General features: G+C 58.2%; 7 protein-coding genes. 3 read left to right on the forward strand and 4 right to left on the reverse strand.

Annotated elements, in window-relative coordinates:
- The first annotated feature begins 7 nt into the window (after positions 1–7).
- From JQ611_RS42940 to JQ611_RS06500, 3 genes are all read left to right on the forward strand, one after another.
- A complete protein-coding gene (locus JQ611_RS42940) occupies positions 8–223 on the forward strand; it encodes a KTSC domain-containing protein (RefSeq protein ID WP_212464869.1) in 216 nt (71 codons plus the stop codon).
- A gap of 501 nt (positions 224–724) precedes the next feature.
- Positions 725–1,510 carry a restriction endonuclease gene (locus JQ611_RS06495; RefSeq protein WP_212464870.1) on the forward strand — a complete coding sequence of 262 codons (786 nt, stop codon included), beginning with the start codon at positions 725–727 and terminating at the stop codon, positions 1,508–1,510.
- A gap of 598 nt (positions 1,511–2,108) precedes the next feature.
- The gene (locus JQ611_RS06500; protein WP_212464871.1) at positions 2,109–5,894 is read left to right on the forward strand and encodes a hypothetical protein; all 3,786 of its coding nucleotides are present in this window, start codon (positions 2,109–2,111) and stop codon (positions 5,892–5,894) included.
- Between the two features lie 129 nt (positions 5,895–6,023).
- Here JQ611_RS06500 and JQ611_RS06505 read toward each other — a convergent pair whose 3' ends face one another.
- From JQ611_RS06505 to JQ611_RS06520, 4 genes are read right to left on the reverse strand one after another with little or no spacing between them, the layout of a single operon-like run.
- Positions 6,024–7,379 (reverse strand): hypothetical protein, encoded by a 1,356-nt coding sequence (locus JQ611_RS06505; protein WP_212464872.1) that lies wholly within the window; start codon positions 7,377–7,379, stop codon positions 6,024–6,026.
- Positions 7,376–13,651, reverse strand: coding sequence for an AAA domain-containing protein (locus tag JQ611_RS06510; RefSeq protein WP_212464873.1), 6,276 nt, complete (start codon positions 13,649–13,651; stop codon positions 7,376–7,378). Before JQ611_RS06510 ends, JQ611_RS06505 begins: the two co-directional genes overlap by 4 nt.
- Positions 13,648–14,316 carry a 4Fe-4S single cluster domain-containing protein gene (locus JQ611_RS06515; RefSeq protein ID WP_212464874.1) on the reverse strand — a complete coding sequence of 223 codons (669 nt, stop codon included), beginning with the start codon at positions 14,314–14,316 and terminating at the stop codon, positions 13,648–13,650. Before JQ611_RS06515 ends, JQ611_RS06510 begins: the two co-directional genes overlap by 4 nt.
- Entirely contained in the window at positions 14,313–16,142 is a 1,830-nt protein-coding gene (locus tag JQ611_RS06520) for an AAA family ATPase (protein WP_212464875.1), read from the reverse strand. The genes JQ611_RS06515 and JQ611_RS06520 overlap by 4 nt, the downstream gene beginning before the upstream one ends.
- Between the last annotated feature and the right edge of the window lie 13 nt (positions 16,143–16,155).

The following is a 16,155-nucleotide window of genomic DNA, read 5'->3' on the forward strand; positions in this document are numbered from 1 at the left end:
AACGATAATGGAGTATCAGTCGGTAGCATCTTCAAACGTGGCTGCGGTCGCTTACGACGATGCGACGAGCACGCTTGGTGTTAGGTTTCTGAATGGAACCGAGTATCACTACAGCGGTGTTCCGCGCGACGTTTACGAAGGACTATTAAGTGCGTCGTCCGTCGGGACATATTTTAATCAGCAGATAAGGAACCCAGGATACCCGTGCTCACGCGTGGGGTAGCTTTGTGTATTTTGATCAACGGCGTGGACTAGTTGAGTGTTTGAGGCAGCGGCGCGCCGCCATTTTTATTGCCAGCTCGTTCATCGTTATCAAGAAGTGCGCGTGGACAATGTAACGGACATTTCCAGTCTGCGCGAAATATGTGCGGACGTGACGGATCAATGCCAGATCTGGGGGGACACGTACATCCTTGTGCCAGGGCCCCGGGAGAACCCGGGTGCAAGACGGGGCCCTGCATGTTCAATTGGTGAATTCGTTTCATGCCAACTAACGCTCAGCCTTGGCGTTAGTTTCGCCCAAAATGGATGCGGTTCTCAAAATGAGCGTCAAGAAGAAAACGCCGAAGTTCTTCCGACCGATCAATAGTCCAGTTTATGTGCGCAATCTTCTGACCGGATGAACACCATGAGTTACGTTGACAGCGCACGGCGCAGTAGGAATTGGATTGAGGCGACAGTCGTCGCGCAGCATTGAGGTCGTAACGAGCGAAACGGAGCCGTCATGTCAGGTCCGCCCGTATGTTCATATGCAGAAGTTGAAAAAATCGAGTGGTATGTGGACACGTATGATTTCGAGGTGACTTCGCTTGGTTTCCGCTGGAAGGATTGCCCGTTCTGTGCAGCCTCCATGAGAAGCAGAACCGACAAGAAAGAATCGCATGTTCTGGCTGAATGCGAGAGTTGCGGATTCTGGCGGGTCGCGCACATAAAGAACGTGGGAGGCTTCCAGAGCGGTGAGCCAGTTCTTGCGTCACGTGGTGTGGCAAAGCTGTATGAGGTAGATTCGCTCGACGTTCCATTGGCTGATCTGCGGCGCTTCCTAAAGCGCGATCCCTTGCATTTGGCTCACGTGAATCCCTTTGTATTTGAGGAGCTAGTTGCGAGCTGTCTTAGGTCGGTATTCCCGGACAGCGAACTGATCAAGGTAGGAGGGCGGCGCGATCGCGGTATAGATCTGATGCTGCTTCAGACAAGCGGCGAAAACTACCTGGTACAGATCAAAAGACGATCCAACATTCAAAAGAATGAGGGAGTCGACGTCGTCAGGCAGCTGAACGGCGTGATATTCCGAGAGAACGCAGCTAAGGGATTGGTAATCACCACAGCGAAACGCTACACTCCGGATGCTGTCCAAGAAACCCGGATCAAGTCGAATCGGGGTAGTTGGCAATCCATCGATCTGTATGGCTACGAGGATATTGTTCGTTGGCTGAATTTGCCAAATCCTTCTCCCTATGAACCGTGGAAAGATGTCACGGGGAACTTAGAATTGTCTGATGAGTTTTGATGGACCCTAACCTGTAGCGCGGTTGTCTCCAGCGTTACCAATCTACTGCGTTCAGGAAGCTGCTTACGCGCTCCGGCCGCTTTCCCCTCACTCGTTCACTGCTCGTCACATGGTGGAACCTCTCGCTTCTTCCGCCCGTTGAGTGGGCGAAAGTGTTAATTGGGGCAGCGCGTTGTCGCACAGGGCGAAGCCGCAAAGGCCAGCGCGAAGCGGAAGGCGAAGCCGCACGGCTCCGGGTGCAGCGAGTGCGGATTGCAACATAAATCGTGTTATTGCAATGACTTAGGAAGGCTGAGGCGCGTCAAACGACCAGATCCTTAGTGGCACGTGTTAGCGTGAGATCATCACGTCAAAAAGAGAACATGATGACTGAACGTTCGGGTTCTGTGCGTAGTCCGCTGCAGCGTGATATCGAATTTCCCGCCTTATCTGGTGAGAAGGTCCGGCGACGCATACGAATCGCTAGAAGTTGTGCGATCTTTCGGTCACGCGCATTAAACCAACATCAGCGATTTCAGCTGGATTCTCGCGTTGTGCAATTTGCAAAGTGCGCCGCCGCACCCCAACATCCCGTAAGCGCCCCTTGGACAGGTGTCTATTGAACAAGCCTTCCCTCAGCCCCGAAGACTTGATGGCGATGATGTCGGATGTCGGCGGCCGTACCGAGTTGAGGCTTATTGTTGCCGAGCTAGAGACATGCCTGCGCGACGCTCAATCGTTTGATGCGCTCCACCTTGCGGCCACGTTCGGCGGGTTGCTCACAGTACCGGAGCTTCAAAGCAACTGTCTTCGCCTCGAAGCTCTCGTGCATCTCACGCTCGCCATAGGCGACGGTCAAAGCAATCCCAACCGAAAAATCGTAGGGCGCCTGTTTGCGGAAGCTGGAAAAGGAAGGCTCGGCGCAAAGGAAGATCCGGCCGAAGATGTCTTTGTAACGCTGATCGTGACCCCGCGCGGCGATTTCCGGGTCCTCGAAGGAATTTGGGAATCTGCAGGCTTCTATCTTCAGAGATTTGTAAACTTCCTGGAGCTTCTGCCGGCTGGAGACGTTGCCAACGAACTTCGTGAACCCGTCTACGCATTGTTGCGCTTGTCAGACGTCGTTTGCCAGCGAGCGGCCCTTGCCCGTTACCAGCTCGGCAGTGACAAACGATTCGAGGTGCTGCCCGCTTCGGTGTTGAACACAGTCAGTACGTGGGCCGAAATTGTCTCATTTACCGAGGCGGATTTCAAAGAGCATGGAATAGCCCTTGAACATCTGGTGGAGTTCGGATTTCCGGCGGATCAGCGGGCGATGCTGCCCTTCGAAACGATCGGGAACTCGACTTTAGAGCGATTTCCGATCGTGCATCGCGATGGCGAGTTCTGTTTCCTTCTGCCGACAGCGGCCAGCGCCGCTATTCGCCGGTACATTACCGAGATAATGGAAAGCATTGATCATCGGGAAGCCTTCATTGGCTTCCTGGCGCTCGAATACGGCCATCTCTTTGGGGACATCCCGCTGCTCGGCGAACGCCGGGGTGCTCCAATTGAATTTCAACGAACAGAAGATAGCCTTCTTGCTGGCGTGACGATGGAGGTTGATCCGGGGCTGTTCATCAACGTCGTGTTTTTCGTCGATCCTCTGAAGGACTTTGCGCAAGACGGCCTGATTGGAGAAATGCCCGATCTCGACAAGCTGAGTAAAGACGTCAAAGCGTGGATAGAAAGCGCAACTGACCCAGCATGTTCCTCGCCGGGATATCGCGCGGGAATGACTTTGCTCGTCGGGTGTGGCATCGGCCGCGGCGCCACTCGATTTCCTGTCCCGCGACTGCCAAAGGGTTGGAGCTTTCAGGCGATCAGCGCTGCCGATCTGCACACACTATGCTGGTTGAATGACTTCAATTCGCTTTCGATGTGGCGACTGCTTGAAAGCGAAAGGCGCCTCAATGAGCTTGGCGTTGCGCTTTTTAATATGAACGGCCTTCTCAATCTTGTCGGGTGGTCGCGCTCGTTGGACGGTCACCTCGTTCCACATGACGACATTCCAGACGAGTTTGCCAAAGACGATCTGAACGGCACCATCGTCGTAGAACAGAATGCTCTGCGTGGTGTGAGAGCGGCAGTTCTGCATTTCATCGACCCGCACTGCGCTCAGACCAGGGACGGCCGCTGGCTGAAGCTCCACAAAGAAGGCAGGTCAATATTTAAAGAGGATAACCGGGAGCCCTCCTACTATGCATACGACGGGCGCGGTAGCGGTGACTTCCCGCTCACCGCTTATGAATCGCCATCGCATGTTTGGTGGTGCGATCTGGATATGGCGGACAAATCTGCTCGTCCGTTTGCTCAAGATCGGATGAGAATGCTGCAGATGTGGCTCTGCCGGGGCGTTCCCGTCATGGAACGGGTCCTTGCGGGACTGCCTGCCGGGCCTCTATCGCTCAAATGTACATTTCAAGGACAGCCCGGCAACAAAGAAGGAATCGGTAATCGTGCCCGCCTCACATTCGAAGACGCGAAGGCGGCAATCACTCCGTCCATTGATCATGCCAACGCGACCGTTACTCTCACAGTCGGCCCCCGTTTCGAAGAAGCATTGTTTCATCCGGAAAACATAGCAGAGCGTGCCCTTGTCGAATGTCTTCTTGAGAGCTTTGCCGCGCTAGCTGGGCAAGACTTATCTGATCCGGAGCGATACGCCTTGCTCGGGGAAATTGTCCCCAACGTCCATGCGAGGCAGGCTCACGTCGTTCTTGCCGCCAGATTTCGGGACTTCGTGCGGGATTCTGTTTGGGTCGCCCCCGTCACCATCGATGAGGACGACGACGCATTTCTCAAGCTCGGGCTTGGTTGGCGGCTGCGCAAGCGTGCAGAGGGAAGCAATATCGTCGGAAAACAGGCGTGCCTCTCGTATCTAAATCCCCTTGTCGAATTGCTCGAAGACGAGATCTGCCAGGAACTTCGTCAACTTGACCGCCGATCCGTTATTGGGACTGTTCTGCTCAACCATGAGAGCGCGGCGGCGGATGGCGATAACTGGAGCCGCACCGCTGCGGCGGTGTTGGCCCTGCACAACGACCAGGTCGCCACCCGTGACACGATGACGAAACGTGAGGCTGATCGCACGACGGTTTTTATAGCATCGCGCATTCTGATCGAATTTGCGATCTGCGAGTGCCCATTGGTGGGCGGTCGAGGAATGGGCAAGCTTGATCTGTCCCGCCTTATGGCAAAGATCATGATGGTCCATAGGCTCGGCGGTTGGTCGGATGCGATCCGATGGGACGGTATGGAGCCTCGCTTACGCATAACGCCTCTCGGCGATGTCCACGCCAACTTTGCTTTCTATGATGGAATCCTTGCGCCGTTTGCGCGTGTGGCAAGCAACTTACGGGTTGATGATGACGTCAGCTCGTACGCGGAGGGCTTTGAAGAGGTTGAAGCTATCCCGACAGACCCGAATCCATGGCCCGCCGCTTTCTGGCAAGCCTGGGAGGAGGAGACCGGTGGTACGTTTGATGAGATGCGCAAGTTTCTCGACATTGTGGAGGACAACGTTCTGAAAACCGGGCGCGCGATAGTCTCCATCAAGCAGAGCCAGTTGCTGGGGTTCTTTGGCGGAGAGACTGCCGTGTCGTCGCTTGTCGCGCGCCGCATCGTGGAGAATCTCACCCTTGCCAGCAGATCGCGGTGGCGTGCGGTGCCCGACGGATTTGACGAAAAGGATCGGTTTCCTTGGCGTTTTCGGCGGCGGCTTTCCGTATTACGAAGACCCCTGATCCAAATTGATCTAAGCGATGATCCGACTTTTGTTCTAGCGCCAGGGCTCGTACGGGAAGCCGTAGTCTACATGATCGGCAATTATCATCGTGGCGACTTTCCCCGTTGGCAGCTAAAGCCGAAGATGAAGTCATGGGCTGGATCGTCCCGTCACAAGATGGGTAGTGCGTTTGCTCAGAAGGTCGCCGAGCGGTTGACAGAGCTTGGTTGGAAGACGGCCGTTGAAAAGAAGGTCACGGAAATTCTACGTGCTGGCTTCGATCGAGATTATGGCGACGTCGACGTACTTGCCTGGAACGACGCTACCGGTCGCCTCCTGCTTTGCGAGTGCAAGGATTTGCAATATCGCAAGACAGAGGGAGAAATCGCCGAGCAGCTCTCGGATTACCGGGGCGAAATCGACGATAAAGGCAAGCGAGACGACCTAAGGAAGCATCTCGATAGGATCGATCTGATCACGGGGCACCTTCCCAAGTTGCAGGCCTATGTTAGTATGTCCGAGACGCCGCTCGTTGAAGGTCATTTGATCTTCCGGAACCCGGTGCCGATGCAGTTCGCTTGGGAGCAGATGAGGGCCCGGACGGGGTTGCACACCTTTGCTGACCTTGATCGAATTTAGTTCTGACCAATATACCTCATGGGCGACGACGGCCTGAAGCAGAAATAAAAACTAAAAAGATCGACGTCGGCGATAAGCTGCTCTTTGCATCTCACTGCCGCAAGATGGTTTCGAAGCTGGGACGAACGTTCACCGAAGCAGTTGGCGGGTTACCTTGACCACGTCGTTGTCTTCAGCGGTCCCTTTCTTATCTTCAACAACTTTCAGCGGGAATTGTCCGACGGGCCGCGCGTGCTCAATTGCTAGGTGTCCGCCGTCCTTGGCTATCAATGATTGAAGTCGTTCGAATTCTCCGCACCAGATCGTTTCGACGTCGCGGTCTCGGCTTGCATCCCGAGGTTCGGTTGAATTGCCGAACGCAACCGCTCTGACTTGAAGAAGGTCGGACTTCGATCCTCCGGAAAGCTCAACGCCGTATCCGGGACTGGCCGCCTTCCGAAGGACAACTCGGCCGCCATTGACCCAAGCCGTCGCCATTCCTTCTGAAACTTCGTAACCCAGACCTGCCAAGCCTTCCAGCACGGCGCGCCGGCGCTCTTCCGCAGCCATCGCTTGAACCTCTGCCTCGATGAGGAAGTCCGCGCGCTGGATAAGTGCCGCCTCGTTGCCGACCGGATCTGTTGAAAGACTTTGGTCAATTTCGGATCGAAGCGAAGCGGCCTCGGCAGATTTCATTTCAGAAAGCTCGGCATGGCGCGCGCGGAGGTCGCATAGTAAGCGTGCGCGCTCGCGTCCACTCTTGACGGCGGTCGCCAAGTCGAGGAGCAGGCTATCCGCGAGAAGACCACGGCGGGCAGGGGCCTCCAGTTCCAGAGACGAGACGCGGGCCGAGAAGGGTCCTGGATCGATGCCGAGACCCTTCAATTCTCCCAAAAAGCCGTCGACCCGAAGCAGCGCCTGGTCTTCCTTCACACCGGGCTGCTGGGACGTCCATTCCTCCAAGCTCATACGCCTTTCACCTGCGCCAAGCCGGGCAGCGATGTCGCGCTGCAGATCGGAAACGCCTTTGGTCGGAGGCGCCGAATGAAGCATGAGAAAAGCCTTATTGATGGCTGCTTCCAGTCGCTCGGATGGCGTCCCCGAAGACGCAAGTCCCTCCCGAATTTGATGGGGGATTTGAATGCCCGACGTCTCGAGGCTGGCGAGGAGCGCTTGGGCAGTCCCTTTCATCCTCCTCAAGGCTCGTTTCGATTGCGCCTCCATCTCGGCAGCCTTCTCGGCGCGCCGTTCGGCGTCGGCCTGAAGGTACGATATTTCAGCCGGGATCTGCTTCTGCAGCTCGACGAATTTATCTGCCGACAGCAGACCACGAAGTGCGTCCCGTCGCGCAATGACTTTGTCGATGTCCGCTTTGTCGACCGTGCCATTGCATTGGCCGCGAGAGATCCAGTCCTCAATGGCGGCGTCCAACCGGGCGAGGCTTCGTCGGCAGATTGTCATAATTTCGGCGCGGGTCACGATACGGAAGGCTTTGGGACCGCTCATTGGACTCCTCCTTCGCTTCGAAGTGCATTCTCGACCGCTTTCTTGAGGCGTTGACGTTCGGTGTCCCCCGAATGCGTCCAGGCGTAAGACGAAACCCTGTGAATGTGAGGTACCGCCTTTCCCAGCACGTTCGGCCGCCAAACCTCCCGTGCTCGCGCCCTTTCCAAAAGACGGTGACGCGGGGCGTCACACTCCACACCGATCGCATAGAGTCCCGTCCGGGGATCGGTTATCGCGAAATCCAGGCTGAATGCTCCGCCGTCGCGTGCCTTTGCGGGCGTCCATCCTTGCGCTTCCATGAAATTCTCCACGGACTTCGTAAAGCCATCTTCGTCGTAATTCCCGAGATCGTGTTCAGCACTGTTCTCGGCTACCATCCGGTCAAGAAGTGTCCTGCCTGAATCACCGGCGCCTTCCGAGACGGTCCGGGCATATTCGAGATAGCCCTGAAGATAATCCCGCGGTACTCGCGGGCCGCGACGTGTGGTCAACAGGTCGGATATCTCCGAAATCGGCATCGAAGTTATAATGACGATCTTTTTCCGAGCGCGTGTCACCGCCACGTTCAAGCGGCGTTCACCACCGGCCTGTCCCAGCGCGCCGAAGCTTTTCCGGAATACGCCATGCTCGTTATGCCCGAAGGTGGTGGAGAAAATGATGACGTCCCGCTCGTCTCCCTGCACGTTCTCGACATTCTTTACGAAGAAACCCATGTCTTCGCCGCCTTCGATCCGTTCACGCTCGCGCATCAGGGCGTCGCGAAAGGATGCGTCATCTTCGGCGCGCTCTTCGAGGGCATCTTCGATCAAATCCGCCTGCTTGCGGTTGAACGTGACGACCCCGACCGAGGGAGGCGACTCGTCTTCCCAAAGATTGCTGAGGTATTGGACGACGTCGGCGGCTTCCTTCGGATTTGTCTGGTTCTTGTACACGCCGTCCGACCGGATCAACTCGATCGGTCGCACTTGGCGTATGATTTCGTCCGGATGGCGAACGGGAACGCTCAGCCGGTTTCCGTAGAAGGAAGCGTTCGAGAACGATATGAGCTCGCGATACTCGGACCGGTAATGGACCTGAAGGGTCCGGGACCTCAGTACCGATCGGGCGAGCTGGAGCAGATCGGGGCAGTCCTTAATCTCACGTCGGTTCCAGGTTTCAGTGAAGACGTCGCGTTCCTCCTCGCTTGCCGCTTCTTCGGGCTCTTCTCCATCAAAGATCGCCGCTTCATCGTTCTCGACCTTGCTCGCAAAGAAGCTGGTCGGTGGCATCTGCTTTTCGTCCCCACTGACGACGACGATTTTGCTCCGAAACAAAGAAGGCAGGGCGTATTCGACCGGCATCTGCGAGGCTTCGTCGAAGATGACGGTATCGAAGAGGCCGGGCTTCGGCTGAAGTACGCGGCTTGCCACGTCGGGCGTCATGAGCCAAACGGGCCTCAATGCGAGCAGGCCTAGTGCGCTCCCGCGATCGATGAATTCGCGCAGTCGCAGCGCCCTGTGGCCGGTTAGTCTCGTTATTGGCACCCAATCAGACACCGGCCGAACGCGGCGGGGATCGATGTCGTTGATGAGCAATTCCCTGTTGCAGTTCCGGATTTGTCTATCGGCTTCCGCAAGCGACTTGACCTTCACGTCGCTCGCATCACCGTCGAAAAGGACCTCTGGATTGGAGGCTTCCGTTGCGGCCTTCCATGCAATCCTGGCCTCGCGCGCGATTGTGCCGCGAACGCACGCGTCGAGATCGGATGCCGGCAGCCCCGATAGTTCTGTCGCCTTCGCCCTGAGGGTCTGGAAGATTGTGCGTTCCACCTCTCCAAGACGCACCGAACGAAGCCGAAATTCCTGAAAACTCGCGAGTGTCGGGGCAGCTTCGAGAATGAGACTGATGGCGGTTCTGTTTGAGCGCCCGCCATGGATTGCCGAACGCCGCAACCCGATCCAAAGCTCATCGAGATATGGTTTTAGCTGCTCTAGAGCTTGGGAGCTTACCACCCGCGCGTCGTGACGTTGAAGCGAACGTTCTGCACGATCGAAGAACGTATCCAGGTCCTTCACCGCGCCTGTCATGGCAGCTTGATCTAGCTCGGCTTTCTGAGGGCACTCGTCGATAAGCGACACGAAGCCATGAGCGCGCGTGACGATGGAATGCAGATTGCCGGCGAGGGCAGCCAAGGGAGCGGGCGGAAGCTTCGAGTCCGGAGCGCGATTGAAGAGCGCCATTACGTAGTCGGCAAGCTTGAGCCTTAACGGGCGCAGGCCCATCTCCAGGTCGATCGCATTATCGAACGACCGGACGCCCTCATTGTCCGGAACAAGCTCCATTGCAGTCATCATTTTTTGCAGATTTCGCTTTCGGATCCAGCGCATGGGATTGATATGCCCCAGTCCGCCGACGGGGCTAAGGACCGCCTTGGCCAGGGCGCCAAGTTTGCGAAGTTCGTCCGATCGACTTGAAATAAGCTTTTCCGAAATCCCGGGCTGGTGATGGGAGGCGTTGAGCGCGGACAGTCCCGCTTCGAGCTGGATAAGTCCGGCAAGAATATTGGTGCCCCGAGAACCGGTGCCCTCGGGACTTCGAAACAACGGAAGCCAACGGCTCAAATTACTGCAAAAGGTGTCGCCGATGGAGCGCAAATCGCCGGCTCCTGCCATCCACGTGCGCAAGCTCTCGGCGTCGGCGATGTCCAACGAGTCCGATGTCTCGGCATCAACCTCCTCGCGCCTTGCATCGATTTGCGCGAATGCACGTAGAGACTCCACCAGGGTGTCCGCGGTGCCCTGATCGGGATTGAAAAGCTTGAGTACGGAGAGGGCGCTACCTTCGAATTTCGCCGGTAACCAAAATCGTGCCAACGGTCCGCAATTTTCTTCGAGCGTGACGACATCTGCGGGGTGAAGATCCGTGAGCAACGGGCGGATCGACGGAAGATCCATCGGCTTGGGTTGATCTGCTTCGATGGCCAGGAGCTCGCCGAGCAGCGTGCGATAGGTCAATCCCGTATTTGGGTCCTCCGCATGTAGCGCCGTCTGCTGCCGATCGAGATCCGCTTCCAGCGATTCGATGCGCGCCGCCAACCGTTCGCGATCCCGCTTCCAAGCCGGAGCTCCGCCGACAGGCTGGCTATGCAAGCGCTCAACCTGCTCCCGGACCGATCCGATGATGGCACCGCGATCACTGTTGACATCGGTGATCATCACGAAACGGTTTCCCAGTCGTTCCTTATCCAAACGCTTCCTGACCACCTCGAGCGCAGCTTGTTTCTGGCAGATCACCAGCAGAGTTTTACCCATACCGATCGCATCGGCGACCATGTTGACGATCGTCTGGCTCTTCCCTGTTCCTGGCGGGCCTTCGACGACAAGCCCCGGCGCCTGGCGAGCTTCCATGACGGCCGCCTCCTGCGAAGGGTCGCTGTCCGCCGTGAAAAACCGGTCGATCTCCCGTGCACGGACCGGGCCATCGCTTTCCGGCTTGTGATCCGAAAGCCGAAGTGCGGCTTCGAGCGCGGTCGAGCTCGGTGGCAGGCCTCGAATCAATTCGAGATCCTTCATCACGGCCTGACCCATAAAGGCAAGATGGAACAAGACGGCGGACGGGAAGATCTGCCGTTCCTGGGCGCCAACCTTGACGTCCTTACCGGGCAAGGGCGACAGCGTGTTACAGGCTGCCGTTGCGAGATGTCCGAACGCGTCCATCACGTCCAACGCCGAGAAAGTCGCACGAGCAAGGAGTTCTTGGGCGGCTTCCTGCCACCTCTTGGCCTCTTGAATGCCGACCATTCCTTCAAGGGCAGGATTGAGGACGACGTATTCGGCGTCGGCGTCGGCGCTTCTCTCCCGCCCATACCCCAGCGTGACGTGTCCGCGATTTCCGACTTCCGGAATGACGCGCGCCGGCCACAGGAGCACGGGAGCGATGCGGGGCTTTGCGTTCGGCCTGCCGTCGCGCATCAATAGAAACGGGAAGGCCATATAAAGGCCGTCGATGCCGGTATCGCGCCTGTACAGTAGCGCGTGGGAATGCAGCGAACGGAGCCTCCGCTCCAATCCATCCTTCTCGGAGAATGCGGCTGGATCGATGTTGACCGTTCGGGTCCCGCGCGAAAGTAGATGCTCAAGGATCTCCGCGGCCGGCACCCTCGACGTATCGAGTTCGGTCAGATCCACCCGCGCAGTTTTTCCGATGAGCATGCGGGTGAGCGGTCCGCGCAGAACGCCACCGGAGATTCGCTTCGCGAAGAAATCCAATATCGTGGACACGTAACCCTGCTTCGGCAGGGGTTTCCAGGTTTCCGAAGCGACCGAAAGCAGCGCCAGCGCGCGCGCGATCGGCATCCTCCGGTCCAGGCGGAACTGGTTCGCCCACTCGTCGACGGACGAGACGCTGCATCTTGCAAAGTTCTCGATGCGATCGTCAATCGTGCGGTAGATCTCGCGTCGAGGCCGCATCAAAAGTGCTGCGGCTGCATCGCGGGAAAATCCGGTCAATCCTGCCGTGGAAGCTTCCTTGGCGGCTTCGTCAACGACCTCCGCAACGGATCGGAACTGGCCTGGCGACGCACTGAGAAGGATAACAAGATCCTCCTCGGCCGACTGGCGACGCTCGATCAGGGAAACCACGCCGGCATGGTCCGTGTCGGGAAACAGTTTCCTCTTTTCTTCCCAGAGTGCGGCCAGACGGGCCATGGATGTGGAAAGGAGATGGACGCGAAGTGTTTCCTCGTCGACCGCGATCTCGAGTTGCTGGAGGCGTTTTCGGACCGTCTCGGCCCGCAGCTTGAGACGCCAGAGCCAATCGTCAGGATCGACCTTCCGGATGAGATCCGGGGCCGGGCCGGTGATCAGATTGTATCCGTCATCCGGATGGTCGAGGAGCCACCCCGGCGTGACGATGTTGCCTCTGACGATCAGGGGCATTGACGGGTTCAAGGTCTTGAGGGCGATCGAAAGCCGTAAGTCGTCGGACAGTCCTTCTGCTCTGGCGAACTGACGAAGCGCGGAGGGAATTCTTGGCTCGAATCCGGCCTCGGACGCCCATGTCGCCACCGCGCCACGCAGTAGAAGGTCTTTTGCGGCGTTCCAGTTGGCCGCTTCGGCCGCCGCCAGCGCAAAGGATCCCGGCGAGCGGTATTGCTTGCCGCCCAAATAAATCGGCGCGCGGCCATCGACATCCTCGGAGCGAGCGGCAGCTTCAGGTGCCGCGACCGGCTCACCGGCAAGCCAGGCCTGGACTTCCTTCCACTGCCACCGCTGCCGACGGTCGCGGGCAAGTAAGCCGCGAAGCAGCAGCTCGGTATTGGCATTCAGATTTTCCGAAAGCGGAACGCCGTTGGTGAGGACATGGATCAGGAAGGCTTGCTCGTTGATACCCTCGAAGCACGCGCCGTTCGTGACGCGTTCCAGAAGTATCATGCCCATACTCCACCAGTCCGAGGCCGGTGCGACGCCGCCGGCAATCGCCTCGGGCGCCATGTAGCGTGTGGTCTCGAGGGGAGAGGCGATATCGAGGTCGAATTCCGAAAGGCGTGCTGAACCGAAGCCGGTGATCACGAGATCCAACGGATCCCGAGCGCGTAAGAAAATCGTTGAAGGGCGCAAATCGCGGTGTCTCAGACCCGCCTCTGATAGGGAATGAAGCGCTTGGCCGAGTTCGGTAACGAGGATCCGGATCGCTTCGGATCCATCCGCCTCTAGCGGTAGATCTGCAAGCGTCCCGCCCGTAAATTCCTCGACCACCTCGTATGCGCGGTCGCACCATCGTCCTGTCGCGAATATCTCGGGCACGTGATCACGTGGAAGTTTGCGCAGGAGGTCGTAGATTGCGCCGTCCGGCTCGGATCCCGCCGCATAGAGGGTAAGTACGCCCCTTAGGCCGTCTGACTCGCGAACGGCCGCGAAACGCTCGCGGACGGTGCTCGATGTACTCATCCGATCCTGTACGCGCCAACCGTCTATTGCCGTCTCGACGGGCTCGGGGTCCGGATCGGGCGTAGGTGAAGGCTCCGGTGCCGGCGTCGGGTCGGCGGGCCGCTCATCAACTGGCTCGCCGCACACGTTGCAAACGAGATCTCCGGGCGAATTCTCGTGGCCGTTTCTGCAGGCGGGCCCGCGTACCGGCGTCGGTATGGGCTGAGGCTTCGGAGCCGGTCCCCCGTGCGGCGTGATATCGACCGCCGACAGGTCCCACCCGCAGTTATGGGCATTTACCGTCCCTTCGCAGAAGATCTCGGTGAGTGGCCGTTCCGTGTCGCAGTTTGGGCAGAGCCTGATCATCGGGCGGACATCCCGCCGCTTGACGCTCGCTTATCATCTGAAGTGCTGAGTTTTGCACCAGCGTTCTCGAGCATTTCCCGCAAACGCCGGAAATCGTCCCGCCCCGGTATGCCCGCAAACCAGACGTCGCCGCGGTCATCGAACATGACGTCCACGGTTCTTTCCGCCTCGGTGATCGGCCGTTGGAAGGATCCAAAGCTCGTTTGGCCCAATGTAGTCAGTAAGTGGAGTTCCTGGTTGTCGCTTCCGCGAAGGGCGAGCGATTGGCTCTGGTTGACATCGAACGGTCCTGTAACAAGCGCGTCGATCAACCCGGGGAACGCATCGACCGTTTCCCTGATTTTAATCCACGGATGCCCGGTAAATACGAGCACGTCTGCCTCGGTGAGCGAACGCAGTCTTCCCAGAAGATCCATCAGGGCGACGGGCTGATCGAACGGCTCGCCGCCGGATATGGTGATGCCGTCCGCGGTCGGCATCCATTGAGCGATAGCGCTGACAACCTCGTCGATGGTCGTGATCCCGCGGCCCGGCGCCCACGTGTCCATCGAAATGCAGCCGGGACAGCGGATCGAGCATCCCTGAAACCAGATGCCGATGCGCCGGCCCGGCCCCAAGGTCGTGACGGGGAAATGGATTCGCGACAGGGCGATGCTTGCGGTCATGCGACCGGGCCGTCCGCGAACGTAACCGTCGTCGATGCGCCGGTCGTGATCTCCCGGACCTCATATCGGCGTCCAGTTTGCGCGTCGCTGTCGAAGAGGGCGCGTGAAAGCGGATTGATGAGATGCGCTTCGACCTGGTTCCGGATGCCTCGGCCGCCGTTCGAAAGGTCGGCTAGGCACAGACCGCGGAGCGTCGCTTTTGCGGCCTTCGAAAGGGAAACATCGTAACCCAGCGATCCGACATCGTTGAGCAGGGCATCGACCATCTGATCGAAGATTTCGTCCGCGACTTCGGGGCGGATGAAATCAAAGACGATGACGTTCTCTCCGATGCGGTTCAGTATCTCGGGCCGGTTAAGCACGGACTTAAAGTGCTTTTCGATTTCGCCGCGCACTTTTCGCTTCACAGTATCGAAAGTTTCGTCGGGCGTGACGTTGGCGATACGTTCGCCGGACGGACCCGGCGTATAAATCCCCAGGTTGGACGTGAACACAATGAAAGTCTCGGAGAAATAGACACGGTCGCCGCGGCCGGAAGTCAGGACGCCGTCGTCCAGCACCTGCAGAAATTTGTCGAGAATTCGTGGGTGCGCCTTTTCGATTTCGTCGAACAGAAGGACGCTGAAAGGCTTTTCCCGGACGGCATTGGTGAGTTCGCCCCCGACGTCGTATCCAACGTAACCTGGGGGCGCGCCGATCAAACGCTGGTCGGAATGCTCCGCGCTGAATTCCGACATGTCGAAGCGGATGTAGGCGCTATCGTCTCCGAACAGCAAACTGGTGATCGTCTTTGCGAGTTCCGTCTTTCCGACACCGGTCGGGCCGGCGAGGAATGCGACTCCCCTTGGCCGTCCGCCCCGTGGAGACTGGCCGATTCCGGTGACGGCGCGTTTAACGATATCTAGCATGTGGGTGACGGCATGGGCTTGGCCTTTTACCCGCCGCTTCACGAACCCCTCGGCCGAACTGATCTTGTCGCGGCTGATCTTGCGCCAGGGGTCTTCCGTTACGCCGACCTTGAAACGTCTGACCGCGTCCGAAATCCGGTCGAATGCGACATTCTCGCTCCGCGCGAGCTGTGCGACGGCGCTCAAATCGACAAGCAGAAGTCCTTCGGTTTCGTCGACGAAGCCTTCAATCGACTTTTCGACTTCGGCCTCTGCTGCATTTTGAGCACCCGGAAGACTTCGCATCAGCGAACGGATTAAGCTCCGTCGTGCCGCGTGGTCGGGTTTGCCGATAGGAATGTGTCGAACGCGCGGATTGCCGATAAGGAACCAGTCGGGCAGGTCGCCTTCCTTGTCGGCGATCCAGATGACCGTATTGAATAATGGTTGGCGGCGCTCGCCGGCGGGGCGGGCCCGCGCGGAGTGCGAGAGGATCAATGCGCGGGAGAACAATTGATGTTCTGCCGGCGAAAGCGCCTCGTTGCGCGTAATCAGACGTGAGGCGAAGTCGACAATGAGCACGCCCGGTGGACCGTCAGCGCCCACGAGCCGTTCAAGCGTTGCGGACAAAAGGTCAACGCCGCCTGCGGCGACCCCATTCACTGGTGTCAGGCCGAGCTGTGTCAAAAAACTGTCGTCGCCCGGCTCGAGAGCGCGAAACCCATTAAGCAGGTCGAAGCTGGCGATCCGCTGATATCCTGCCTCTTTCAAGGCGTCCGGAAGAGCGCGTGCGAGCGGCACTGCTGTGATGGTTCCGGGGATCGGTTCATGGATCTGCAGGTCTCGCGTATTGCCGGAAAGGACGAACTGGCTCCGGAGAGGCAGGAAACGCTGCAAATCACGCAGCCAACGCGCTTTTTCGACCGAACCCGCCAGCACCAAATGGCCCCCC

The organism is Bradyrhizobium sp. AUGA SZCCT0182, assembly GCF_018130185.1.
Lineage (GTDB): Bacteria > Pseudomonadota > Alphaproteobacteria > Rhizobiales > Xanthobacteraceae > Bradyrhizobium.